This is a genomic window from Streptosporangium sp. NPDC049046 (assembly GCF_040649155.1).
Lineage (GTDB): Bacteria > Actinomycetota > Actinomycetes > Streptosporangiales > Streptosporangiaceae > Streptosporangium.
This window is the reverse complement of sequence record NZ_JBEZEZ010000032.1, coordinates 56,599-80,528: the sequence shown is the minus strand read 5'-3', so window position 1 is coordinate 80,528 and position 23,930 is coordinate 56,599. Positions and strand designations below refer to the sequence as shown.

The window sequence follows — 23,930 nt, the reverse complement described above, 5'->3', positions numbered from 1 at the left end:
CGGGCATATGTGAAACTAGCTATCAAATATCTTCTTAGTGGATCAAACGTGTTCGGCTAGTTCACATATATGAACTTCGGTTCTCATCCTTGACAGTTCGGGGCGAGGTAGCGCACGATTCCGCTCGTGTGAACAGTGCGTTACAAAGGCGCGTTCCGGAGGGCCGTAAACCAGAAGGGCAGTTCGCGATGATGAGGCAGCAGACAAGCCCGGCGTTGAGTTCGCCGCGCACCGGGGGGCGCGTCGACCCGTTGGGCATGCCGGGCACGCCGCCACGCCTGTCCTGGTCGGTCTCGCCCGACGCCCGGATCGATCCCGGCACGTTCTTCGAGGTGTCCGTCGCCGCCTCGGAGCGCGCGTTGAGGGACGGCCCGCTGCTGTGGTCGGGCGGTGGCGAGCGCCCCTGGGTCGGCTACGGCGGCCCGGAACCCACCTCGCGCCAGAGGTTGTACTGGACGGTCACCGCCCTGGATCGTTCCGGCCTGCGCCTGACCGGCGACATCGCCTCATGGGAGGTCGGGCTCACCTCCGCCGCCGACTGGCGGGCCGGATGGATCCGCGCCGAGCCGGTGGCGTTCCCGCGCGAGAGCTGGGACCCCTGCCCTTACCTGCGACGCGAGTTCGACGTCGAGGACATGGGCTCGGTCCGGGTGTACGCGAGCGCGCTCGGCCTCTACCGCCTCTGGCTCAACGGGGTCGAGCTGACCTCCGGCGAGCTGTACCGGCCAGGCTGGACCGACTACGCCGTCCGCGTCCACCACCAGACCTTCGACGGCACGGCGGCGCTGCGGCGCGGCCGCAACACCCTCACCGCCGTCCTGGCCAAGGGCTGGTACGCGGGACGCCTCGGCCTGCTCCGCGAGCCCGGCTACTACGGCGACCGCCCGGCCTTCCTGGCGCAACTGGAGGTCGACGGCGTCCCCGTCGTGGGCACCGACGAGGAGTGGCGTACCGGCCACGGCGCGCTCCTCGCCTCCGACCTGCTGCGCGGCGAGATCCAGGACCTGCGCCAGGAGCCCGAGGGCTGGCACCTGAACGGGTTCGACGACAGCGGGTGGGCTCCGGCACTGCCCTTCACCGCAGCGCCCGAGCTGGTCCTGCCGCAGCCGCACGACTCGATCACCGGTTACCGGACGCACCCCGGCAAGCTGGTCCACACGCACGCGCGCGGCCCGGCCGTCTTCGACTTCGGGCAGAACCTGGTCGGCTGGACCAGGCTCACCACGCCCTGCGCGCCCTCCGTCGAACTGATCGTGCGGCACGGCGAGATTCTCACGCCCGACCGGCTGGTCTACCGCGACAACCTGCGCGGCGCCTTCCAGGAGGACCACTACACCGTTCCCGACCCGGGGCCGCACCGCCTGGAGACCTCGTTCACGATGCACGGCTTCCGCTACGCCGAGGTGTGGGGGCTACCGGGTACGACGCCGTACGGCGCCTACGACGTGTTGCCGGAGACCTCGATCGAGGCGTGCTCCGTCACCGGGCTGCCCAGCAGGACGGGCTGGTTCGAGTGCTCCGACGACCGGCTGACCCGGCTGGCGAGCAACGTGGAGTGGACCGTACGGGACAACTTCCTGGAGGCGGTGACCGACTGCCCGCAGCGGGACGAACGGCACGGCTGGCTGGGCGACGCGGGAGTGATCGCCCCTACCGCCGCCTACCACTTCGACGTCTCCGCGTTCGTGGCCAAGTTCGCGCAGGACGCGGCCGACACCCAGGACGCCGAGGGGATCATCCGCAACTACGCCCCGGCCGTGCCGCCGAGCACGCTGAGACCGGGGGCACCAGGCTGGTCCGACGGTTTCGTCCGGCTGGTGCACCTGCTCGTCCAGCGCTACGGCGAGCTGGAGACCGCGCGGCGCCTGTTCGAGCCCATGACGCGCTTCCTCGGCCATGTCGACCGCGCCAACCCCGACGGCCTGCGGGTGAACCAGACCGGCGCGGACTTCGGGGACTGGCTCTCCCTGCCGGAGCGCGACGGGCTCCCGCGGCACACCGGGTTCGAGTACACCGGCGCGTACTCGACCACACCCCGGCCGATCGTCGGGACCGCGCACAGCTACCGCTCCTTCGTCCAGCTGTCGGAGATCGCCCGCCGGCTGGGCGAGGACGGCGAGGCGGCGCGGCTCGCGGCGAGGGCCGAGCGGATCCGCGAGGCGTACCTGGAGGCGTTCCTGCTGCCCGACGGCGACATCAAGGAGGCGACCCAGACCGCCTACGCCCAGGCCGTCGGGTACGGCCTGGTGCGAGGCGAGGCCGCGCGGGCGACGGCGGACCGGCTCCGCGAGAACATCGAGCGGATCGGACACGTGACCGCGGGGATCCACGGCGTCGAGCACGTGCTCCCCGTCCTGAGCGCCCACGGGCACGCCGACTTCGCCACCGGGCTGCTGCTCCGCGACCAGATGCCCGGCTGGCTCTACATGGTCGGCCAGGGCGCGACGACGATCTGGGAGAAGTGGGACGGCATCGAACCGGACGGGTCGCTGGCCACCGCCGAGATGAACTCCTTCAACCACTGCGCCCTCGGTGCGGTCGGCCGTCACCTCTTCGAGGGGGTGGCGGGCATCGACGCCACCGAGACCACCTGGACCGGCGAGGTCGCCGTGCGCGCCCGCTACACCCGCGAGCTCGACTGGGTCAGGGCCGGCTACGACAGTCCGGTCGGTCCGATCCGCAGCCACTGGAGATGGTCGGGCGAGGTCGTCGAGCACGAGCTGGAGGTGCCGGGGGCCGCGTACGCGACCGTGCACGCGCCGGTCGGCGCCGCGCTGGAGGCCGGGGACGCGACCCCGTCTCCGACTCCGGCGGGGCACGTCCGGCTCGGCCCCGGTCGCCACACGGTCCGCGTGCACCTGGGCCCGCGATGAGGACGCGGAGAGTGCTGCTGCGGCTGGCCCGGCTGGCGGTCGTGCTGATCGTGGTGTCGACCCTGTGCTTCCTGAGCCTCAACCTGCTGCCAGGAGACCCGGCCAGGGCGATCCTCGGCGAGTCGGGCACCCCCCAGTCGGTGGCGGCCCTGCGCCAGGAACTCGGGCTGGACCGGCCGCTCGCCGATCGCTACGTGAACTGGCTGGGCGACATCCTGCGGGGCGACTTCGGCCGCTCCTACGCCAACCGGCAGCCGGTCGCCGACATCATCCTGGCGCGGGCGCCGGTCACCGTCGAGCTCATCGTCCTCAGCCAGATCATCGCGCTCGCGGCGGCCGTGCCCCTCGCGGCGGTCGCCGCGATCAAACGGGGGACCGTGGTGGACCGCGGCATCAGCTCACTGGTGTTCGTGGCCGTCTCGGTGCCCTCCTTCGTCCTCGCGTTCGTGCTGATCTGGGTGTTCGCGATCAAGCTCGGACTGTACCCGGCCAACGGCTTCGTCCCGATCAGCGCCGGACTGGGACAGAACCTCGGCTCGCTGTTCCTGCCCGCCCTCGCGCTCGCCGCCGGTCCGGCCGCGCTCTACCAGCGGGTGCTGCGGGCCGACCTGGTCGAGACATACGGACAGGAGTTCATGAACGTGGCACGTGCCAAGGGGATCTCGCCGCTGCGGATGGCCGTGCGGCACGCGTTCCGGCCCAGCCTGCTCGGGCTCACCACCTCGATCGGAGTGGTGGCGGGCGTGCTGATCGGGTCGAGTGTGATCATCGAGAACCTGTTCAGCCTGCCCGGACTGGGGTCGATCCTGGCCCAGTCGGTCAGTGCCCGCGACTACGTCACCGTGCAGGGGGTCGTGCTGGTGGCGGCCACGTCGTTCGTACTGATCAACGCGGTCGTGGACCTGCTGTACGGCTTCATCGACCCCCGGCTGCGAAAGACGCGGACGGCCGGCCGTCAGGCCGGGCGCGCGCGGGAGGTGCCGGTCGCGTGAGCACAGGACTTCTTCCCGCCGTGGGCGCCGCGAGCACTTGGCGACGGCGGCTGCGCACCTGGCGGCTGACCGACGCGCTGTCGCTCACCTGGCTCGGGTTCCTCGCCCTCGCCGCGCTGGCCCTGCCGCTGTTCCTCCAGCTCGACACCGAGACGATGTCGTCGGCCGAACGGCTCGGCGGTCCTTCCGCCCAGCACTGGCTCGGCACCGACAACTACGGTCGTGACCTGCTCGCCCGAGCCCTGTCCGGGGCGAGGATCTCGCTCGGGATCGGGTTCGGCTCGGTCGCCGCGGCCGCCCTCATCGGAGTGCCGCTCGGCATGCTCGCGGGCTACCTGAGGGGCTGGGTGGACGCGGTCGTCTCCTTCGTGGTGGACGTGATCCTCGCCTTCCCCGGGCTGGTGCTGGCACTGGCGCTGGCCTCGTTCCTCGGGCCCTCGGTCGGCAACGTGATGATCGCGATCCTGGTGCCGATGACGCCGGTGTTCGTCCGGCTGGCCAAGGCGCAGACGATGTCGGTGGCGGGTCGGGAGTACGTCGAGGCGAGTCAGGTGATCGGCACCCGCACGTGGTCGATCGTGGTGCGTGACGTGCTGCCCAACATCCTCCAGCCCGTCATGGCGTACGCGCTGGTCAGCGTGGGTTCTGCGATCCTCATCGAGGGGGGCCTGAGCTTTTTGGGGATGGGCGTGCCGCCGGAGCAGCCCTCCTGGGGAAGCATGATCAACAGTGGCCGGATCTTCATCAGCGAGGATCCGCGCCTCGTCGCGGTGCCCTCGATGTTCATGCTGCTCACCATCCTGGGCCTGAACCTGATCGCCGACCGTTTCCTGTCCCGTTCCGACGCCGCGACGGCAGGTGTGCGATGACTCTCAACACGACCTCCGATGTCACCCCTGCCGCGACCCCGGGCGCCGGCGACGCGCTGCTGAGCATCCGGGACCTGGTCGTGGAGTTCCCGACCGGCGCCGGGACGGTCCGCGCGGTCGACCATGTGAGCCTCGAACTCGGCTACGGCGAGCGCCTGGGCATCGTCGGGGAGTCCGGGTCCGGCAAGAGCGTGCTGGCCCGCACCGCGATGGGACTCACCAGAGCGGGCACGGCCCGGATCAGCGGCCAGGTCGTGATCGCCGGGCACTCGGTGCTGGATCTCAAGGAGCGCCGCCGCCGTGCCCTGTGGGGGCGCGAGGTCGCGATGGTCTTCCAGGATCCGCTGAGCGCGCTGCACCCGATCACGCCGATCGGCGAGCAGATCGCCGAGGCGGTCCGCCGCGACCCCGAGGTGACCCGCCGCCAGGCCGCGGCGCGGGCCGTCGAGCTGCTGGAGACCGTGGGCATCCCGCAGGCCGCCCGGCGCGTCCACTCCCGCGCCCATGAGCTGTCCGGCGGAATGCGCCAGCGGGTGGCCATCGCGATGGCCGTCGCCTGCCGCCCCAAGCTCCTGTTCGCCGACGAGCCGACCACCGCGCTGGACGTCACCGTGCAGGCCCGCATCCTCGACCTGTTCGACGAGCTGTGCGCGAGCTTCGGGATCGGGCTGGTGATGGTCAGCCACGACCTCGGCGTCGTCGGCCGCCACACCGACCAGGTCGCCGTGATGTACGCCGGAAGGATCGCCGAGCGAGGGCCGGTGGGTGCCGTCTTCGCCCGGCCGAGCATGCACTACACCAGCTCGCTCATGGCCGCGATCCCGCGGCACCGCGCGACGGAGCAGTCCCTGCCGCGGCCGATCCCCGGGCAGCCGCCCAACCTGCTGAACCCACCCCCCGGCTGCCGTTTCGGCCCCCGGTGCGGGCACGCCTCGGCACGCTGCCGCGACGAGCAGCCGCCGTTGCTCGCGCTCGGCGACGTCCCCGGCCACGAGTACGCCTGCTGGCACCCGGGAAAGGCGAGCCGATGACGGAAGGCAAGCAGCCGATCTTCACGTTGGAGAACGGCTCCGTGCGGTACGGCAACGGACCCGAAGCCGTCTCGGACGTCTCGGTGCGGCTCTATCGGGGAGAGATCCTCGGCCTGGTCGGGGAGTCCGGCTGCGGGAAGTCCACCACGGCGCGGGCGATGCTCGGGCTGGTACCGCTGAGCAGCGGCCGGCTGACACTGCACGGCACGCCGGTGGGCGTCCACGAGCGGCGGCTGCGGGCGTCGGTGCAGGCGATCTTCCAGAACCCGGCCGCGTCGTTCAACCCGAAGAGGTCGTTGCTCGACTCGGTCGCCGAGCCGCTGCGGGTGCACGGCCAGGGCACGCGGCAGGAACGGCGCACACGGGCGCTGGCCGAGCTCGACCGGGTCGGCGTCACCGAGCAGATGGCGCTCCGCCGCCCGAACGAGGTCTCCGGCGGCCAGTGCCAGCGGGCCGCGATCGCGCGGGCCACGATCCTGCGGCCCGAGGTGCTCGTCTGCGACGAACCGGTCTCCGCGCTGGACGTCTCCATCCAGGCGCAGATCCTGGAACTGCTGGCCGAACTGCGCACCGAGCAGGGCCTGGCCATGCTGTTCATCTCCCACGACCTCGGCGTGGTCGCGTCCCTGTGCGACCGGACCGCCGTGATGTACGCCGGGCGGGTCGTCGAGCGGGGCACCGCACCGGACATCGCCAACAGTCCCCGCCACCCCTACTCGGTCGCCCTCCAGGACGCCGTGCCCTCGCTGGAGCCGGACGACGACCCCGCGCCCAGGATCCGTACCAGGACCGGGAGCGACGACGTGGACGGCCGGCTCCTGCCGGGCTGCCGCTTCGCCGCGCTGTGCCCCTCCGTCACCTCGGTGTGCACGACCACCCCGCCCCCGCTGGACGAACTGTCCCCGCGGCACGAGGTCGCCTGCCACCACCCGTTCGAGCCTGCCGTCCGCTGACCACCGCTCTTCCCCTTTTGAGAAAGAAGGCAAGGCAATGCGCGTCCCATATAGGGGTAGCCGTGTGAGCCGGGCGATCGCCCTGCTCATCGCGCCCGTCACCGTGGTCACCCTGGCCGCCTGCACGGTGCAGAGCGGCACCGCCGCCTCTCCTTCGGGAGCCGCCGCCGACGCCGCCCCGAAGGCGGGGGGCACCCTCACCGTCGCCGCCGGGGCCGACCTGACCACGCTGGACCCCTCCAAGGGTTCCGCCAACACGATGGCGCTGATCGGCTCGGCGGTCTACGACACGCTGATGACGGTGCCGAAGATCGGTGACCGGCCGGAGCCGAACCTGGCCAGGTCCCTGGTCGAGAGCGACGACAAGATGAGCTGGGAGATGACGCTGCCCACGGGCGTCAAATTCAGCGACGGCACGCCTTTCGACGCCGAGGCCGTGAAGTTCAACCTCGACCGCAACAGGGCCGAGGGCTCGACCGCCGCCGCGCTGCTGTCCTCCGTCGACTCCGTCGCGGTGAAGGACGACAGCACCGTCGTCATCAAGATGAAGAAGCCCTTCAGCAACCTGCCGTACGTGTTCTCCTACGACGGTTCCGGCACCGCCGGGTACGTGGCCTCTCCGACGGCGTTGAAGAAGCACGGCGACGACTACACCGCGCACGCCGCCGGGGCCGGGCCGTACAAGCTCCAGTCGTGGTCGCCGGGCAGCCCGGTGGAACTGGTCCGCAACCCCGAGTACTGGAACAAGGACAAGCAGGCGTACCTGGACAAGGTCGTGGTCAAGACCATCGCCGACCCGCAGAGTGCCTACCAGGCACTGCTGGCCGGGGACATCGACCTGATGGCGACCACCTCCTCGACGCTGATGAAGACGGCGACGACGAACACCCAGGTCAACTTCGTCCAGGGCGTCGGCGGTGACCAGGACAGCATCATCCTCAACGTGACCAGGCCCCCCTTCGACGACGAGCGGGTCCGCCAGGCGGTGTCGAAGGCGCTCAACCGCCAGGAGATCGTCGACCTGACCACCGAGGGACTGGGCAAGCCGGCCGTGAGCCTCTTCCCCGAGGGCAACCCCTTCCACGGCACCGAGGCCGTCCCGGAGTACGACCTCGCGGGGGCCAAGGAGCTGATCGCGGCGTACGAGAGCGAGACGGGGAAGAAGGCCTCCTTCACCTACACCTGCAACAACGCCCGGGCGGCGAGTGACGTCATCGTCTCCCAGCTCAAGGCGGCCGGATTCGACGTGAAGCTGGACGCGCTGGAGAGTTCCGCCTGGCTGGCGCAGTTCTTCGGCAAGAAGTACGGGGCGATCTGCTGGACGATGGCCGGATTCCTCACCCCCGACCTGCTGCCTTACCGGTTCCTGCACTCGGGCGGCGACCTGAACACCGGCGGGTTCAAGGACGACGCCTTCGACGAGAAGGTCGAGGCGGCCCGTGTCGCCGGGAGCCCCGAGGAGCAGAAGAAGCTGTGGAACGAGGCGGACGCCGTCCTGACCACCAAGCTCCCGTGGGTGTGGACGACCAGCACGCCGATCGGCTTCATCTGGTCCAAGCGGGTGCACAGCGTCGACCTCGACGAGCCGAGCCGGCTGCGCTACAGCGTGCCGAGCTTCCTGAACGCGTGGGTGTCGGACTGACCTCGCGACCGGACGCCTGACCGAAGGGGAGGACGAAGATGGACTGGACCGATCGTGTCGGCGTCGTGACCGGCGCCGCGTCGGGTATCGGCGCGGCCACGGCTCTGCGCTTCGCCGCGCGCGGCATGCACGTGATCGGGTTCGACGTCGACGAGACCGGCCTGGCCGCCACTCGCGAGGCGATCGAGCGGATGGGCGGCACGGCGAGTGCCGAGGTGGTCGACGTCGGCGACGGCGAGGCGGTGCGCCGCGCCGTCGCCGGCATCGAGGCCGCGCACGGCCGCCTCGACGCGGTGGTCAACTGCGCGGTGAACTTCCTGGCCAGGGGCCTGGACGTGACGGCGGCCGACTGGGAGCGGGTGCTCCGCGTCAACGTGCAGGGCATCGGCAACGTGGTGCAGGCGGCGCATCCGCTGCTGGCCCGCTCCGGGGCGGGCGCGATCGTGAACACCGCCAGTGTCTCGGCCCACGTCGCGCAGCCCGCCCGCTGGACCTACAACGCCACCAAGGGCGCCATCCTGACCCTGACCAAGTGCATGGCGATGGACCTCGCTCCGGACGGTATCCGGGTCAACGCGGTCAGCCCCGGCTGGATCTGGACCCCCGAGGTGAGCCGGGCCGCGAACGGCGACCGGGCCGCCGTCGAACCGGTCTGGGGCCGTTTCCACCTGCTGGGCCGCCTGGGCGAGCCGGACGAGGTGGCCCGCGCCATCGCCTTCCTGTGCTCCAGCGACGCCAGCTTCATCACCGGCGCGGAACTGCCCGTGGACGGCGGCTATCTGGCCATGGGCCCCGAAGGCCTGGGCGAGAACTCCAGCTTCGCCGGATCGGCTCCGGCGACGCGCATCGACAGCGATTCGAGGGACCCGCGTTGAACACGCACATCGTCATCACCGACACCAACCTGGGGGACGGCTCCATCGAGCGCGGAGTCCTGGTCCCCGAGTTCGAGGTGAGCCACCACGACGCCAGAAGCGAGGAGGAGGTGCTCAAGGTCGGCGCGGACGCCGACGGCCTGCTGGTGCAGTGGGCGCCGCTGACCGAGCGGGTCCTGTCCGGCCTGCCCCGGCTGCGCGCGGTCGTGCGGTACGGGATCGGCCTGGACAACATCGACCTCGCCGCCGCCGCCCGGCTGGGCATCGAGGTCCGCAACGTGGACGACTACTGCCTGGCGGAGGTGGCCGACCACGCGGTCGCGTCGATCTACGCCCACAACCGCAGGCTCGTCGCGGCGAGCCGGTCCTACACCGTGCGGGGGTGGACCACCGAGGGCATCGCCGCGCCGCTGTGTCCCGGTGAGGACCCGGTGGGCATCGCCGGGTTCGGGCGGATCGGCCGTGAGGTCGCCCGCCGCGCCACCGCGCTCGGCTTCCCCGTGCACGTGTGGGATCCGTACGTCGTCGACCTGCCCTCGGACGTCACCGGGCACGCGACGCCGGCCGGCCTCGCCGCGGCCGTCAACCACCTCACGCTGCACATGCCCTCGACCGAGCAGACCCGCGGCATCGTCGATCGGACGGTGCTGGAGGCGCTCGGTCCGGCCGGGCATCTGGTCAACACCGCCAGGGGAGCCCTGGTGGAGGAGTCCGCGCTGCTGGCCGCGCTGGAGGCGGGCACGCTGGGCTTCGCCTCGCTGGACGTGCTGGCGGGGGAGCCGCCGTCGGGGATCTCGGCGGAGCTGGCCGGGCACGACCGCGTGCTGGTGACCCCGCATGTCGCCTACCTCTCGACGAGGTCGCTGCCGATGCTGCAGCGGCGGGCCGCCGAGATCATGCGTGACCTGCTGAAGGCGGGCTGAGCACGGTGCGCGCTCTCGTCTACACCAAGCCGAGCACCGTCGAGCTGCTCGATGTCGCCGACCCCCGGCCGATCGACGGTGAGGCCCTCGTCCAGGTCCGCGCGGTCGGCATCTGCGGCAGCGAGCTGCACGGCATCCGCGACAGCGGTTTCCGGCGGCCACCGCTGATCATGGGCCACGAGTTCGCCGGGACCACCCCCGACGGCCGCCGGGTCACGGTCAACCCCCTGCTCAGCTGCGGGGTGTGCGACCTGTGCCTGCTGGGCCGCGATCATCTCTGCCGTGAGCGGGCCATCCTGGGCATCCACCGGGCGGGGGCGTTCGCGGAGTACGTCTGCGTACCCGAGAAGGCCCTGCATCCGATCGAGCCGTCCATGTCGTTCGAGACGGCGGCGATGATCGAGCCCCTCGCCAACGGCGTGCACGCGCTGAACCTCGCCCGCCCGGCCGAGGGCGCCCGCGTCGCCGTGCTGGGTGCCGGCACGATCGGCCTGGTCTCCATGCTCGCGGCCAGGCGGTTCTCCGACCAGGTGGTGGTCTGCGACCTGTCGCGGGAGCGGCTGGAGGTGGCCGAGCGCCTGGGCGCGACCGCCGTCACCACCTCTCTGCGGGGCGAGTTCGACATCGTCGTGGACGCCGTCGGCGCGGCGGCGACGCACCGCGTGTCGGTGCAGCACCTGCGCCCGGGCGGCACCGCCGTGTGGGTGGGGCTGCTCAGCAGCGACGCCGCCTTCGACGGACAGAAGATCGTCCGTGAGGAGAAGCGTGTCGTCGGCTCGTACTGCTACACGGCGGCCGAGTTCGCCGACGCCGTGAGGCTCGCGGGGAGCCTCACGCTGGACTGGGCGTCCTGTTTCGACCTGGCCGACGGCGCGGTCATCTTCGGCGAGCTGATGGAAGGACGACAGGATGTCGTCAAGGCGCTGCTGCGCCCGTGGGGAGGGGAGTGAGATGTTCGGTGTACGTCTGCTTCATCTGGGCGACGGAGACGTTCCGGGTCCCGAGGTGTACTGGATGTCGGACTGGGACCGGTGGTATCGGCTCGCCTTCCAGGCCGTGCTGATCCAGGGCGAGGGGGTCACCGCGCTCGTCGGCACGGGACCGGCCGAGGACCTCGGCCCGATGAACGAGCAGTGGGCCGGTTTCCTCGGCGAGCGCGCGGCGATGCGGCGTGAGCCCGGCCAGTGGTTGCCCGACCAGCTGGCCGCGCACGGTGTCGCACCGGAGGATGTCACCCATGTCCTGCTGACGCCGCTGCAGCTTTACACCACCTCGAACGTCCCGCTGTTCCCGAACGCGCGGTTCTGCCTGACCGAGCGTGGCTGGACCCATTTCCACCGCACCAAGCGGCACCCGCACGACGACCGCTGGGCCTGCCTGCCGCCGGACGTGCTCGGCTATCTCACCCGCGACGCGTGGGACCGGGTCCGGCTGCTCGCCGACGAGGACGAGGTGGTGCCGGGGATCCGTACCTGGTGGACCGGCTCGCACCACCGCGCCTCCATGGCCGTGGAGATCGACAGCACGGCGGGCGTGGTCACGGTGACCGACGCCTACTTCACCCGCCGCAACCTCGACACCGACCAGCCCATCGGGATCTGCGAGAACATCTACGAGGCGATGGCGGCCCACGAGCGGGTCCGCAGGGTGGCCGACGTGCCGCTGACCATCTACGACGCCGACCAGCTCACCCGCTACCCGGACGGCGTCGTCGCGGAGCTCCCCGGTCCGTGAACGCGAGGGGCCCGGTACCGCGACCGATCGCGCGGTGCCGGGCCTGCCGTGTCGTCTTTTCCGTGTCGTCTTTTCCGTACCGCGACCGTTCGCGGGGCCGTTCGCCCGTGCCCTGACGTCGCTCAGGACACGGGCCGGTAGTCCACCACCTTCTGCTCCTGCCGGCCCAGCCCGTCGATCTCCACGCTCACCACGTCGCCGGCCCTGAGGTAGGGGAAGCGGCCGGAGAGACCGACGCCCTCGGGGGTTCCGGTGCTGATGACGTCGCCGGGCAGCAGCAGCATGTGGTTGCTCAGATGCACGATGAGCTCGGGCACCGAGAAGATCATGTCGGCGGTGCTGGAGTCCTGCCGGGGCTCGCCGTTGACCCAGGAGCGCAGCCGCAGCCGGTCGGGCCGGATCTCGGCCGCGGGCCGCAGCACCGGGCCGAGCGGGTTGAACGTCTCGGCGCACTTGCCCTTGGACCACTGGCCGCCCGACACCTCGATCTGGAACGCCCGCTCCGACAGGTCGTTGGAGAGCGCGTAGCCCGCCACGTAGTCGAGGGCCTCGGCCGGGTCGCTCAGATAGCGCGGGGTGCGCTTCATCACCACGGCGAGCTCGACCTCCCAGTCGGTCTTGACCGAACCGGGAGGGAGGATCACCTCGTCGCCGGGGCCGACCACGCAACCCGGGTGCTTCAGGAAGACCACGGGGTGCTCCGGCGGGGCCGCGCCGGACTCGGCCGCGTGGGCGGCGTAGTTCATCCCGATGCACACCACCGCGGCGGGCCGCGCGACGGGCGATCCGATCCGCTGCCCGGTCGTGTCGATCTCGGTGAGCTCACCCGTGGCCAGGGCGGCGGCGACCCGCTCGATGCCGTCGGCCGCGAAGAACGCGCCGTCGAGGTCGGCGGTGAGCGAGGTGAGGTCGTACTCGCGACCCTCGTGCCGTACGGCGGGGCGTTCTGACCCGGCCGGGCCGAACCGGAAGAGTTCCATGTGAGTCCTTACGCGTTGCCGCCCGCGCCGACCTGGTAGCCCATGCGCAGCGAGAGCTGGTGAGCGGTCGAGCGGACGTTGTCGATGGTCGTGGCGATGAGCGCCGGCGTCTTGCGCATCTCGGGGATCGAGACGCTGATCGCGGCGCGGCCGCCTCCCCGGTGGCCGCTGAAGGGCGCGGCGATGCAGAACACGCCGGGGGTGTACTCGGAGTTGTCGGTCGCGTAGCCGTTCTCACGTACCTCGCGCACGGCGGCGAGCAGGTGGGGCAGCGACGTGATGGTCTGAGGGGTGTACTGGACGAAGCGGACCTCGGCGAACCGCTCCCCGATCTCCTCGTCGCGGAGCTGGCTGAGCAGGGCCTTGCCGATCCCGGTGGCGTAGGCCGGCAGCCGGATGCCGACGCGGGAGGCGAGGCGCAGCTGCTGGTCGGGGTCGACCTTGGCGATGTAGACGTTGTCCGTGCCGTCGAGCGTGGCCAGTTGGACGGTCTCGTTCAGGGTGTCCCGCAGCGCCTCCATGTACGGCAGCGCCGCCTGCTCCAGGTCGGCGACCGCGACGTAGCTCTGGCCCGCCTGCCACAGCCGGATGCCGACGCGGAAGCGCCGGGTCTCGGCGTCCTGTTCCAGGAACCCTCTGGTGGCCATCGTGACGAGCAGCGTGTAGGTGCTGCTCTTCGGGATCTCCAGCAGGCGCTGGATCTCGGTCAGGGTGAGGCCGTCGCGATGGTCGGTCAGCAGGTCCAGAATGGCGAGGGTGCGGTCCGCCGACTTGACAAGTGGGTTCATGGCGATGGAAGGCCGTTCATGTAGGTAAACCGAGGTTCGGCTAGTGGCACCTTACCCGCTTCGCTGACGGGTGGGGAAAGCTCCGGTCGACCGCCCGGTGCGGCGGTTCGCGCTCGGGGGACGCCCGGCTGTGCCGCTCGCTCCGCGCGGTGGTCCGCGTCCTCGACCGGCGGTGTCAGCGGGCATTGGCCCGGGCACGCAACGGCACCTTGCGGATCTTGCCGGAGGACGTCTTGGGCAGTTCCCCGAACTCGAACCTGTCCGGCGCCTTGAACGCCGCGATCCGGCCGCGTACGTGCGCGCGCAGCTCCTCCGCGGTGGCCTCCGCGCCGGGGCGCAGGGTCACGAAGGCGAAGGGACGCTCGCCCCAGCGCTCGTCGGGAACGCCGACCACCGCCGCCTCCAGGACCGCCGGATGACTGGCCAGGGCCGCCTCGACCTCGATCGAGGAGATGTTCTCCCCGCCGGAGACGATGATGTCCTTGGCACGGTCACGCAGTTGCAGGTAGCCGTCCGGATGCAGCACGCCGAGGTCGCCGGTGCGGAACCAGCCGTCGGGCGCGGCGGCCCGGGTGGCCTCCTCGTCCCGGTAGTAGCCGAGCATCACCGTGTTGCCCCGCAGCGCGACCTCGCCGATCGTCTCCCCGTCCCGGGGCACGTCCCGGCCTTCGGCGTCGAGGACGCGCATCGCGCACGAGACCAGGTTCGAGACGCCCTGGCGGGCGCGGAGCAGCGCCTGCTCGCCGATCGGCAGGGCCGACCACTCGGGCCGCCAGTCGCAGATGGCCGCGGGGCCGAACGTCTCGGTCAGGCCGTACAGGTGGGTGACGTCGAAGCCGGCCCTGGCGCAGCCCTGGAGCAGGGTGGGCGACGGCGGCGCGCCGCCGACCGCGACCGTCACCCGATGGCCGTCGGGTGACGCGGGGGCGGCCTCGACGAGGGAGATCAGCACCGTGGGCGCGGCGCACAGCATGGTGACCCGCTCGGCGGCGATCAGTCGCCACACCTGGTGCGGGTCGGCTCCGCGCAGGCAGACGTGGACCCCGCCGACGGCCGTGACGGCCCAGGGGAACGCCCAGCCGTTGCAGTGGAACATCGGCAGCGTCCAGAGGTAGACGGCCTCCTGGGTGAGGCGGAAGTGGGCGACCATGGCCAGCGCCTGGAGGTAGGCGCCCCGGTGGTGGTACATGACCCCTTTGGGATGGCCGGTGGTTCCGCTGGTGTAGTTGAGGGCCATCAGCGCGTGCTCGTCCGTCACGGGCACCCGGTGTGGCGCGGCGTCGGCGCGCAGCCGCTCGTACTCCAGCGGGCCCACGGCTCTCAGGTCTTCCAGCGGTTCGGCGACCGCCTCGGCGAGTTCGGCGAACTCGGGGTCGAAGATCAGCAGCCGGGCACCCGAGTGCCGGACGATGTGGCGTAACTCCTCCGCCGAGAGCCTGATGTTGAGGGTGAGGAGCACCGCTCCCGCGTACAGCACGCCGAAATGCGACTCCAGGAGCAGCGGGGTGTTGGCGGCGAGCACGGCGACGCGGTCGCCGGGGCGCACCCCCAGGGCGGCGAGCGCGCCCGCCTGGCGCAGGCACCGCTCGTGCAGCTCGCGGTAGGTCAGCCGGAGTGGCCCGTCGATCACCGCCGTGCGGTCGGCGTGGACCGCCGCGGCCCGGTCCAGGAAGGCCGTCGGGGTGAGGGCCTCGAAACTCAGACCTGCGACGACGCCCGCGTCGGGCGTCCGACTGACATGAGCCGACACGGCAACTCCGCCTCTCTGTGGGGCTTCGCGGCCCATTGTCAGGTGGGTTCCGTATGCTGTCAAGCTGTTCATATATGTGAACTCAACGGCCGGGCCGGGCGGCGAACGACCCGGGTGCGGGAGGGATCCCTCCGGTGGGCGGCGACGTTTGCCGGTTCGGGGTGAGGGCAGCCGTTGGGGTATCCGACGTGGCGTTACAGGAGGTCAGATGCTGCCCCGGAAGCAGAAGGTCGGCACGGTCGCGGTGATCGCCCACCAGAAGAAGACGTTCGGCGGCGGGCTTGACGAGCTGCGCAGGCTGCTCGCCGACGAGGGCGTCGGCGAACTGCTCTGGTACGAGGTGCCCAAGAGCAAGAAGGCGCCGAAGAAGGCGAAGAAGGCGCTGAAGGAAGGGGCCGACCTGGTCCTGGTGTGGGGCGGCGACGGCATGGTGCAGCGCTGCGTGGACGCGCTCGCGGGCTCCGGCGTCACGGTCGGCATCCTCCCGGCGGGGACGGCGAACCTCTTCGCGCAGAACCTGGGCATCCCCGAGGACCTGCCCAAGGCCGTGGACATCGCCTTCCACGGCGAGAGCAGGAAGCTGGACCTCGGAAAGGTCAACGGCGAGCACTTCGCGGTGATGGCCGGGGTCGGCTTCGACGCGGCGATGATCGAGGACGCCGATCGAGGGCTGAAGGACCGTCTGGGGCGGGTGGCGTACGTCTGGACGGGGCTGCGCCACGTCCGGGGAGAGCTCGTGCGGATGAAGGTCAAGATCGACGGCGTGACGTGGTTCGAGGGTGAGGCGAGCTGTCTGCTGCTGGGCAACGTCGGCACCATCACCGGCGGTGTCGAGGCGTTCGACGACGCGCGTCCCGACGACGGATGGCTGGAGATCGGCGTGACCACCGCGGAGGGGCCGATCCAGTGGGCCCGCGTGCTCGGCCGGATGAGCGTGGGGCGGTCCGACGAGTCGCCGTTCGTCAGGATGACCCGGGCGCGCAAGATGACCGCCACGTTCGCCACTCCCATGACCTACGAGCTGGACGGCGGCGCCAAGGGCAGCGTCACCGAGCTCAAGGCCAAGGTCGTGCCCGGCGGCATCACCATCCGTGTCCCCGAGTCCGCCGGCTCCGACCAGCCGTGATCGTGGATCGCCGGCCAGGCCGACGACGATCGTGAGCCGCCGGCTCTGATCGGTGCCGATCGTGGGGCGTCGTGCATCGGTGTCGGCCCGCGCGACATTCGGGGGGGCGTCCCGACGCCCCCCCGAAACCCCCTTTTAGTTAGCATTCATGACAAATACATATTCGATATGGTTCATCGACTGATTTCGCTTAACGGGAAAGAGCGGGGCGATGACCGGGGAACACTGGACGGAGAACGTCGCCCCCGGCGGCGAACACGACGCCCCGCCGGGCCCCCGTAGGGACCCCGTGCCGGTCCTTTCCGCTCCGGCTTCACGCGACGACAACGACGCCGCCGACGCTGCCCGGGCCCGCCCGCGGACCGCGTCCGAGAGGCCGGCAGGGACCGTGTACGAGCTGTGATCGAGGTGAGGGTCTCGATCGAGATGGACCACCCCGCGGCCGACATATGGCGCATCGTCGCCGACTTCGGCCAGGATCCCCGCTGGCGTGCGGGCGTGACCACGATGGCGCCCGACCCGCCGGGAATCGTCGTCCCGGGCACCACCACCGAGGAGATGTTCCGTTTCGCCGGAGGCGTCTACTACATCAGCGGTGTGGTGACCTCGGTGGTGCCCGGAAGGGAGTTCCTCTGGCGGGGGACGTCGGGAATCGAGGTCGTGGGCGGCAGATCGGTCGTGCCCCTGGATGACGACCGATGCCTGCTGACCATCTGGTTCCAGGTGAGGCCCCCGGGGCTGCTACGCCTGCGCGCTCCCATTCTCGGACGCATGCTCAGGCGCAAGCTCCAGCGGAACGCCCGCCGCCTCGGTGACCTGGTCACCTCGGACGTGTGACGTCGTCCACGGGTGGAGATCGCCTCTGCGGCCCGTCGTTCACGACGCCGGACCGTGGGTGATCGCCGCCCGCGGTGTTCGTCACGCCCGGGTGACCGTCATCTGCAGCTCGGTCACCCAGTTGTCGTAGTCGCCCTCGGGACAGTCGATGGAGACCTCCCGGGCCAGCCCGACACCCCGGTAGCCGTGCTCGTCGATCCAGTGGGCCAGCGTCTGGAACGTCGGGCCGACCTCCTCCATCGAGCCGCGGTGGATGATCGTGGCGGCCTGCTCGATCTCCGGCAGGTCCACGACGGCGAAGTCGTGGTCGTCGCTCGTCTCCGTGGCGACCTCCAGCCCGGCGTGCACGATCACCCGGCCGTCGGCCTCGGGTTCGTAGCGGGCGATGCCGTACCCGGTGACCTTCACGCCGGCCACGTCGAGGCGCCGGCACAGCTCGGTGAAGAGGGGCTGGATGACGGGGCTTATGTCCTCGCCTTCGTAACTGGCCGCGACGGCGGTGAGTTCCGCCACGCGTGTCGAGGGGATCGGCTTGAGAAGGACCTCTTCCGGGTGCATGTGACCTTCCTTGGTGATCGTCGTGAGCCGTACCTCCACTCGGAGGAGCCTGGCCGTGTCCGCCGCGATCCGCCCCTCCAACTCGGCGCGGCGCAGCCGCAACATCCCGTACAGTTCCGCGGCGTCGACCCGCTCGTCCAGGATCGAACAGATCTGGCGCAGGGTGAGGCCGAGATCCTTCAGGGCGATGACGCGGTTGAGCCGGGACAGCTGGTCGGCCCGGTAGAAGCGGTGTCCGCTGTCCGGGTCGACATGGGCGGGCCTGAGCAGGCCGATCGCGTCGTAGTGGCGCAGCATGCGCACCGACACCTGGCCGAGCTGGGAGAACTCTCCGATACTGAACATGGTGCTTTCAGGTATAGGGGCTGACACCGTGTCAGCCGCAACCCCTCCCGGCCCTTCCCCGGGGAGCGCCCGGAGATAACCGGTTGTCCGGCGGTTCGGCACCGGGTGAGTATGGCGACCATGTCGCTGCGTTTTCACGAGATCGCCGAGGGCGGTCATCGCATCCTCAACCCGTTCACCGACGACAAGCTCGCGCTGCTCGGCGAGATCGCCAGGCTCCGGCCGGGAATGCGCCTGCTCGATCTGTGCTGCGGCAAGGGGGAGATGCTCTGCCGGTGGTCCCTCGCCCACGGGATCGAGGGGGTCGGCGTCGACATCAGCGACGTCTTCCTCGACGCGGCGCGCGCCAGGGTCGAGGAACTCGGGGTGGCCGATCACGTCAGCCTGGAGAAGGGCGACGCGGGAGCCTACCGGGCGGAGGCGGGCGCGTTCGACGTCGTGTCCTGTCTGGGGGCGACCTGGATCGGCGGCGGGCTGGAGGGAACGGTCAAGCTGATGCTCCCCGCGCTGAAGGACGACGGGATCCTCCTCGTCGGCGAGCCGTACTGGACCTCCGAGCCGCCCGCCGGGGCGTACGAGTCGTTCGGCTTCGGCCCGGACGACTTCACCTCGCTGGCCGGGACGTTCGACCGGTTCGAGGCGGCGGGGGTCGAGGTGCTGGAGATGGTCCTCGCCGACCCCGACAGCTGGGACCGCTACATGGCGAGCCAGTGGTGGACGCTGAGCGACTGGCTGCGCGGCAACCCCGACGATCCGGAGGTCGGGGAGGTGCGCGACTTCCTGGAGCGCTCCCGTCGCTCGCACGTCGAGTACGGCAGGCGATACCTCGGCTGGGGCGTCTTCGTGGTGCGCCGCCGTTGACGGCTACTGGCGGGTAGGAATAGGTTCCTGGAGACCGGCCGGTCGGTTTGTCCGAGGAGTGCCGGCTTCGCCCGGCACGAGACCGAGGGCCCCGACCGTTCCATCGACCTGGAGGCGTGATGACCGACGTCCGGCTCGCCCGTCAATCCTGGCGCCGCCTGGAGCCCGTCCACGGGATGATCTATTTCGTGCCCGAGGCCACCGAGCGCTACGCCGCGCTCGGCCTCGATGAGCGAGCCGGCTACTTCGCCTCCCGTGCCGCGGCCTTCGGCACCGCCTCCGCCGAGCTGGTCATCGCGACCTTCTACAACTTTCACCCCGCCCTGGTGCGGCGCGCCCTTCCTGCCGCGTGGCAGGTCACGACCCCGGAGAAGCTGCTCGCGGCCCGCCTCGAAGCCGCGGGAGCGGCACTGCGCCGGGCCGGGATCCACGAGATCGACACCCTCGCCGAGACGACGGAACTCGCCGTCCGCGCCGCGGAGAGGGCGTGCGAGCACCCCCAGGGGCGCCCGCTGTTCGCCGCGCACGCCGCGTTGCCCTGGCCCTCCGAGCCGCTTCAACGGCTCTGGCACGCCCAGACGCTGCTTCGTGAGTTCCGGGGCGACGGGCACGTCGCGACCCTGCTGGCCGAGGGCGTCGGCCCGCTGGACGCGCTGGTCCTGCACGCCGCGGCCGGGCACGTCCCCACGGTGTTCCTCAAGCTCAGCCGCGACTGGCCCGAGGAGGAGTGGGCCTCGGCCGAGGAAGGGTTGCGCGGACGCGGCCTGCTCGCCGGCGACGAGCTCACCGAGGAGGGCGCGGCGCTCAGGCAGCGGATCGAGGACCGCACCGACGAGCTGGCGCTGCCCGCGTACGCCGCGCTCTCCGACGACGAACTGGCCCGCCTGGCGGAGCTGGCCCGCGTCTTCGGCCGGACCGTGGTGGACAAGGGCCTGCTCCCCTTCTCCCGCTGAGCCCGCGAAAGGTCGCGCTCGCGCGCGGTCACCTCCCGCCGGACAGCGGGGTCTTCGCGGGCCTTCCGCCAGGCGGGCCGAATCGCTTTCACCCGGTCGGCTCGCTTTCACGCGATCAGGTCGCTTTCACGCGGCCGGACGCCCTCATGCGGCCGGGTCGCCGACCTGGCCGATGAACAGCGGGGTCAGCGTCGGCCGGTGGACGATCGCGAAGGCGAACGGGTGGTCGGCACGGACCTCGGCCTCCGGTGCGGGCGGGCCCGACACGGCGAAAGCGAGACCGGTGACGGCGGCGGCCTCGGTACCCCACTCGTCCACGGTGATGTTGGCGCGGTGGACCGCCTGGTCGAGGAGGGCTCCGTCGGTGATTCCCGAGTAGTCGGTCCCCCGCAGCCCCAGTCTCGCGAGCGGTTCCGCCAGATCCAGGCTCGTGGAGAAGTCCCACCGGGGCATGGCGAGCCGCACCGGCCGCTCCTCAAGCTCGCGCGCCACCTCCGCCATCACGGCGGGGGAGAGCAGGTCACCTGGGGAACCGCCCGCTCGCGGCAGGAGGACCCACATGGCCAGCTCGTCCCCGGCGTAGCGCAACTCCACGGCCTGCCAGCCGGATCCCGCCGCGTACGGGAGGAAGCCGTCCTTGCGCATCAGGGTCGTGCGTGTCGTCGTACCGTCCGCGCGGGTGAAGGCGGCGCCCTCCTCCGGCGCGTCGGTGAACGGCACCGTCCAGTCGGCCCGCAGGTAAACGGCGTTGGCGATGACCAGCCTGGTCCGCGCGGGCAGGTCGTCGAACACCTTTCTGATCCGCCCCGCGGTCCGCTCCTCGGCCCAGGCGTTGATGACCTCCGTGGCGTCGCCGGTGAAGTCCACCTGGCGCACGCCCGTGCCGTACTGCGCCGCGAGCGTACGCAGGAACTCGGGCTTGACGTCCAACCCCTCCTGGGTGAACAGGTCGTTGGCGATGCCCACGACCGGTGGTTCGGGCGCGCCCGCCTGGGCGTCCCGCTCCGCGTCCGGTTCCGGAAGGGGAGGCGGAGCGTCGGTCGTGACGATCTGCCTGGTGAGCGCGTTGAGCGAGGTGTGCGGACCGCCTGAGGGGAAGCCGAAGACCGCGTCGAGTTCGGTGGCGGTGTCTCCAGCGGCTCCCGCCCTCGCCAGGCCGAAGGCGTAACCGATGCTCAGAGGCGACAGGACGGTGTTGGCCCCGGGTTTCGCGGTCGCGGCGAACAGGGCGTGCCCGAAGGAGGTCAGACCGCGTACGGTCTCCTTGATCGGAGGATCCTTCGGAGTCTCCCGTTCCACCCCCTTCGCGGTGATCACGCTGGAGGAGGTCATGGCACACGCCGAGAGGGCGGCGACGGCCAGCAGGGTGGGTAACAGTCGGCGCATGATCCTGAAACGTACGCCGCCGCCGGGCGGTTCACCCGGTTCGCGCGGGCTTCGGGTCGCGTGCCGGGCGGCATCAGGTGATCGCGGCGAAGGCGCCGGCCCCGATGAGGGCGACGGCCCAGGCGAGGTCGAGGTTGAACCACGCCTTGCGGAGCACCGCCACGCCGAGCCGCTCGTAGACGACGAGGGCCAGAACGGTCGTCGTCACCAGCATGGACACTGTGTGCACCCCGGTCGTCAGCAGGCTCTGCGAGGCAAGCGCGGCGGCGTCGTGCCCTTCGTGACCCCCGTGCCCGCCATGTCCGCTGTGCAGGGCGACAGGGAGCACCATCAGCCCGGCCCCGTGAGCGGTGGCCATCAGGAACGACCACCCGGCCAGCTGCCACTTCGTCACCTTCATGCCGACCCAGCGGGGATGGCGCCGTCTCAGCAGCCGCCAGAGTCCGAACCCGCAGACCACGGCCGCCACGCCGTACGAGACCGCTTTCGGCGGGGCGGCCAGCCGGGCCGCCGACACCAGTACGAGCGTGATCAGCACCGAGCCCGCGTGGCCGAGCACGATGGGCGGCAGCGCGCGCAGCACCCCTTCGCGAGAGCGCTCCTGCAGCCCGAGCGCGACCGCGAAGAGCCAGCCCATGGCCGGGTTCAGGCCGTGGAAGGCACCGAGCCCGGCCAGGATGAGCAGGGACGTCAGATCCATCGGGTGCGCCTCGCGGGGAGTGGGAAGGTGTCGACGTCCGGTGGGAAGGTGGCCGGGATCACGGGAAGCAGTAGGAGTCGGAGGAGGAGTCGCCACCCTGCAGACGGATCTGGTGCGCGCGGCGGCCGTCGGAGGAGAAGTCGACGAAGAAGTCCGGATCGAGGGCGATCGAACCGTCGTCGGCGATGTCCACCTTCGCCATCCAGCCGGAGATGCCGTCGGGGTAGAAGACGTCGTCCCAGGAGCGGTAGAGCGAGTTGGTGAAATAGACCCGCCGTCCGTCCCTGCTCGCCTCGACCATCTGCGGCCCTCCGTTCAGCGCCCGGCCCCGAGCCGCCGGGTGGCCGTCACGCCTGGCGATCCCGCCGATCCGGACCGAGCCGGTCTCGCGTGGCGCGAACGGGTCGGAGACGTCGTACGCCTTGAGCTCGCCGGTGCCCCAGGCGGAGACGAGCAGGATGCGGTCGTCGAGGGTGAGTGAGATGTCGCTGACCAGCGGTGGCACCGCGCCGAACTGCTTGAGCGGCTCGGGCAGCAGGTCGGGGTCGGCGGGCTCGGCCGGGATCGTGATCGTCTTGCGCGCCTTCCAGACGCCGTTCTCCAGGTACCAGGTGAAGATGTTGGCCGACAGGTCCTCGACGTTGATCACGGTGTTGACGAAGCCGTAGGTCTTGGTCGGGTCGTGGGCGGGACGAAGCTCCAGGGCCATCTGGTGCTGGTCGCCCAGGTCGATCTCCTGAAGGTGTCTGCGCTTGGCCAGGTCCCAGACGTGCAGCCGGTGGCCGTACTGTCGGCCGACCAGAAGCTCCAGCGAGGGTCCCGGCTCGATCTGGTTGGGTGTTCCCCACTCGCTGGAGATCATCGTGTCATGCCCGAGGTGCCACCAGAAGTCGTAGTGCAGCCGCTGTGTCCCCCGGTCGGCCTCCCAGCGGCCCTTCGGCTCGAAGGTGTCGTGGTCGAGCGTGAAGATCCCGCCGGGCGCGTCGCCGTCCACGTCGCCGAGCGCGCTGACGTAGATGGCGTCGGTGCCGCAGTGGACGGTGTGCGGGCGGCTGTAGCCGGTCTTCTCGAAGATCGTCTCCGGTTCGATCGTCTTGACGAGCTTGGGGCTCCGGGGGTCGTCCTTGACGTCGAAAATGTAGATTCTGCTGGACCTCAGACCGGGAAGGACCAGGTAGCGGCGCTCCACGTGCGGGTGGGGCGCGTACGGGCACAGGGCCGCGCTGCACACGTTCCAGCCGAAGTGGTGGAGCTCGTCGCCGGGGACGGACATGTCGTGCACGTCGGCGATCGCCCCGGTCGACAGGTCGATCGTGGCGAGCCCGTCGGGCCGGCCGTCGCCGGTCGCGGCGAGCAGTGCGACGTAGGCGAGCTCCTCCTTCGGGGCCGTCATGGCCTCACGGGCCGACGGGTAGAAGGTGGGGTCGGGCTGGATGAGTGCCACGGCGAACTCCTGAACTCGTAGCCGGAATCGGTACCCAACTAATCATGTAGGAAAACTGCCTGTTGTCCAGTGGTCATTTTGTGTGACCGGTGCGGACGGGGGCACCTCCGCACGGTCTCCTGGCCGGTGAAACGAGAGGGCCGCTCGCGCGACCGGAGATCTTCCCGTAGGGGGGCCGTCGGAGGTTTCGAGAGACTCGTGGAAAGGGCGCCTAACAGGGGAGAGGTGGGGGGGGGGGGGGCCCCCCCCCCCCCCCCAAAAAAAAAAAAAAATAAAAAAAACACGAGGGGAAGAAACTCAATTAAAAACA

The 23,930-nt window shown here is 70.7% G+C and carries 21 protein-coding genes; 14 read left to right on the top strand and 7 right to left on the bottom strand.

What is annotated here, in order from left to right; translation table 11 throughout:
• The first annotated feature begins 191 nt into the window (after positions 1-191).
• From AB0B96_RS33725 to AB0B96_RS33680, 10 genes are all read left to right on the top strand, one after another.
• Positions 192-2,873 carry a family 78 glycoside hydrolase catalytic domain gene (locus AB0B96_RS33725; protein ID WP_362905337.1) on the top strand — a complete coding sequence of 894 codons (2,682 nt, stop codon included), beginning with the start codon at positions 192-194 and terminating at the stop codon, positions 2,871-2,873.
• Positions 2,870-3,865: an ABC transporter permease gene (locus tag AB0B96_RS33720; protein WP_362905335.1), complete on the top strand. Its 996-nt coding sequence runs from the start codon at positions 2,870-2,872 to the stop codon at positions 3,863-3,865. Before AB0B96_RS33725 ends, AB0B96_RS33720 begins: the two co-directional genes overlap by 4 nt.
• The gene (locus AB0B96_RS33715) at positions 3,862-4,734 is read left to right on the top strand and encodes an ABC transporter permease (RefSeq protein WP_350945842.1); all 873 of its coding nucleotides are present in this window, start codon (positions 3,862-3,864) and stop codon (positions 4,732-4,734) included. The genes AB0B96_RS33720 and AB0B96_RS33715 overlap by 4 nt, the downstream gene beginning before the upstream one ends.
• Entirely contained in the window at positions 4,731-5,765 is a 1,035-nt protein-coding gene (locus AB0B96_RS33710) for an ABC transporter ATP-binding protein (RefSeq protein ID WP_362905333.1), read from the top strand. Before AB0B96_RS33715 ends, AB0B96_RS33710 begins: the two co-directional genes overlap by 4 nt.
• Positions 5,762-6,718: an ABC transporter ATP-binding protein gene (locus AB0B96_RS33705; RefSeq protein ID WP_350945844.1), complete on the top strand. Its 957-nt coding sequence runs from the start codon at positions 5,762-5,764 to the stop codon at positions 6,716-6,718. The genes AB0B96_RS33710 and AB0B96_RS33705 overlap by 4 nt, the downstream gene beginning before the upstream one ends.
• A 64-nt stretch (positions 6,719-6,782) precedes the next feature.
• Positions 6,783-8,360 (top strand): ABC transporter substrate-binding protein, encoded by a 1,578-nt coding sequence (locus tag AB0B96_RS33700; RefSeq protein ID WP_362905330.1) that lies wholly within the window; start codon positions 6,783-6,785, stop codon positions 8,358-8,360.
• A 38-nt stretch (positions 8,361-8,398) separates the two neighbouring features.
• Complete coding sequence (locus AB0B96_RS33695) at positions 8,399-9,235, top strand: SDR family oxidoreductase (RefSeq protein WP_362905328.1); 837 nt, start codon at positions 8,399-8,401, stop codon at positions 9,233-9,235.
• Positions 9,232-10,158, top strand: coding sequence for an NAD(P)-dependent oxidoreductase (locus AB0B96_RS33690; protein ID WP_362905326.1), 927 nt, complete (start codon positions 9,232-9,234; stop codon positions 10,156-10,158). The genes AB0B96_RS33695 and AB0B96_RS33690 overlap by 4 nt, the downstream gene beginning before the upstream one ends.
• A gap of 5 nt (positions 10,159-10,163) precedes the next feature.
• Positions 10,164-11,108 (top strand): alcohol dehydrogenase catalytic domain-containing protein, encoded by a 945-nt coding sequence (locus tag AB0B96_RS33685; RefSeq protein ID WP_362905324.1) that lies wholly within the window; start codon positions 10,164-10,166, stop codon positions 11,106-11,108.
• 1 nt (position 11,109) lies between these two features.
• Positions 11,110-11,892 (top strand): hypothetical protein, encoded by a 783-nt coding sequence (locus AB0B96_RS33680; protein ID WP_362905322.1) that lies wholly within the window; start codon positions 11,110-11,112, stop codon positions 11,890-11,892.
• 122 nt (positions 11,893-12,014) lie between these two features.
• Here the strand turns inward: AB0B96_RS33680 and AB0B96_RS33675 are convergent, their stop codons facing one another.
• From AB0B96_RS33675 to AB0B96_RS33665, 3 genes are all read right to left on the bottom strand, one after another.
• Positions 12,015-12,872 (bottom strand): fumarylacetoacetate hydrolase family protein, encoded by an 858-nt coding sequence (locus AB0B96_RS33675; protein WP_350945850.1) that lies wholly within the window; start codon positions 12,870-12,872, stop codon positions 12,015-12,017.
• Between the two features lie 8 nt (positions 12,873-12,880).
• Complete coding sequence (locus AB0B96_RS33670; RefSeq protein WP_362905320.1) at positions 12,881-13,660, bottom strand: IclR family transcriptional regulator; 780 nt, start codon at positions 13,658-13,660, stop codon at positions 12,881-12,883.
• Positions 13,661-13,835: 175 nt separating this feature from the next.
• On the bottom strand, positions 13,836-15,410 hold the full coding sequence (locus AB0B96_RS33665) for an acyl--CoA ligase family protein (protein ID WP_362905318.1): 1,575 nt from the start codon (positions 15,408-15,410) through the stop codon (positions 13,836-13,838).
• A 208-nt stretch (positions 15,411-15,618) separates the two neighbouring features.
• Here AB0B96_RS33665 and AB0B96_RS33660 point away from each other — a divergent pair, with 208 nt between their 5' ends.
• Both AB0B96_RS33660 and AB0B96_RS33655 read left to right on the top strand, forming a co-directional pair.
• A complete protein-coding gene (locus tag AB0B96_RS33660) occupies positions 15,619-16,536 on the top strand; it encodes a YegS/Rv2252/BmrU family lipid kinase (protein ID WP_350945853.1) in 918 nt (305 codons plus the stop codon).
• 399 nt (positions 16,537-16,935) lie between these two features.
• A complete protein-coding gene (locus AB0B96_RS33655; RefSeq protein WP_362905316.1) occupies positions 16,936-17,373 on the top strand; it encodes an SRPBCC family protein in 438 nt (145 codons plus the stop codon).
• Positions 17,374-17,454: 81 nt separating this feature from the next.
• Here the strand turns inward: AB0B96_RS33655 and AB0B96_RS33650 are convergent, their stop codons facing one another.
• Entirely contained in the window at positions 17,455-18,276 is an 822-nt protein-coding gene (locus AB0B96_RS33650) for a MerR family transcriptional regulator (RefSeq protein WP_362905314.1), read from the bottom strand.
• A gap of 120 nt (positions 18,277-18,396) precedes the next feature.
• On the opposite strand from AB0B96_RS33650, the gene AB0B96_RS33645 reads away from it, so the two are divergent.
• Entirely contained in the window at positions 18,397-19,137 is a 741-nt protein-coding gene (locus AB0B96_RS33645) for a class I SAM-dependent methyltransferase (protein WP_362905312.1), read from the top strand.
• A gap of 119 nt (positions 19,138-19,256) precedes the next feature.
• On the top strand, positions 19,257-20,090 hold the full coding sequence (locus AB0B96_RS33640; RefSeq protein WP_362905310.1) for a hypothetical protein: 834 nt from the start codon (positions 19,257-19,259) through the stop codon (positions 20,088-20,090).
• Between the two features lie 144 nt (positions 20,091-20,234).
• On the opposite strand, the gene AB0B96_RS33635 is transcribed toward AB0B96_RS33640, so the two are convergent.
• The 3 genes from AB0B96_RS33635 to AB0B96_RS33625 form a co-directional block, all read right to left on the bottom strand.
• Positions 20,235-21,476 carry a serpin family protein gene (locus tag AB0B96_RS33635; RefSeq protein ID WP_362905308.1) on the bottom strand — a complete coding sequence of 414 codons (1,242 nt, stop codon included), beginning with the start codon at positions 21,474-21,476 and terminating at the stop codon, positions 20,235-20,237.
• Positions 21,477-21,549: 73 nt separating this feature from the next.
• Entirely contained in the window at positions 21,550-22,176 is a 627-nt protein-coding gene (locus AB0B96_RS33630) for a hypothetical protein (RefSeq protein WP_362905306.1), read from the bottom strand.
• Between the two features lie 58 nt (positions 22,177-22,234).
• Positions 22,235-23,620, bottom strand: coding sequence for a selenium-binding protein SBP56-related protein (locus tag AB0B96_RS33625; RefSeq protein ID WP_362905304.1), 1,386 nt, complete (start codon positions 23,618-23,620; stop codon positions 22,235-22,237).
• Between the last annotated feature and the right edge of the window lie 310 nt (positions 23,621-23,930).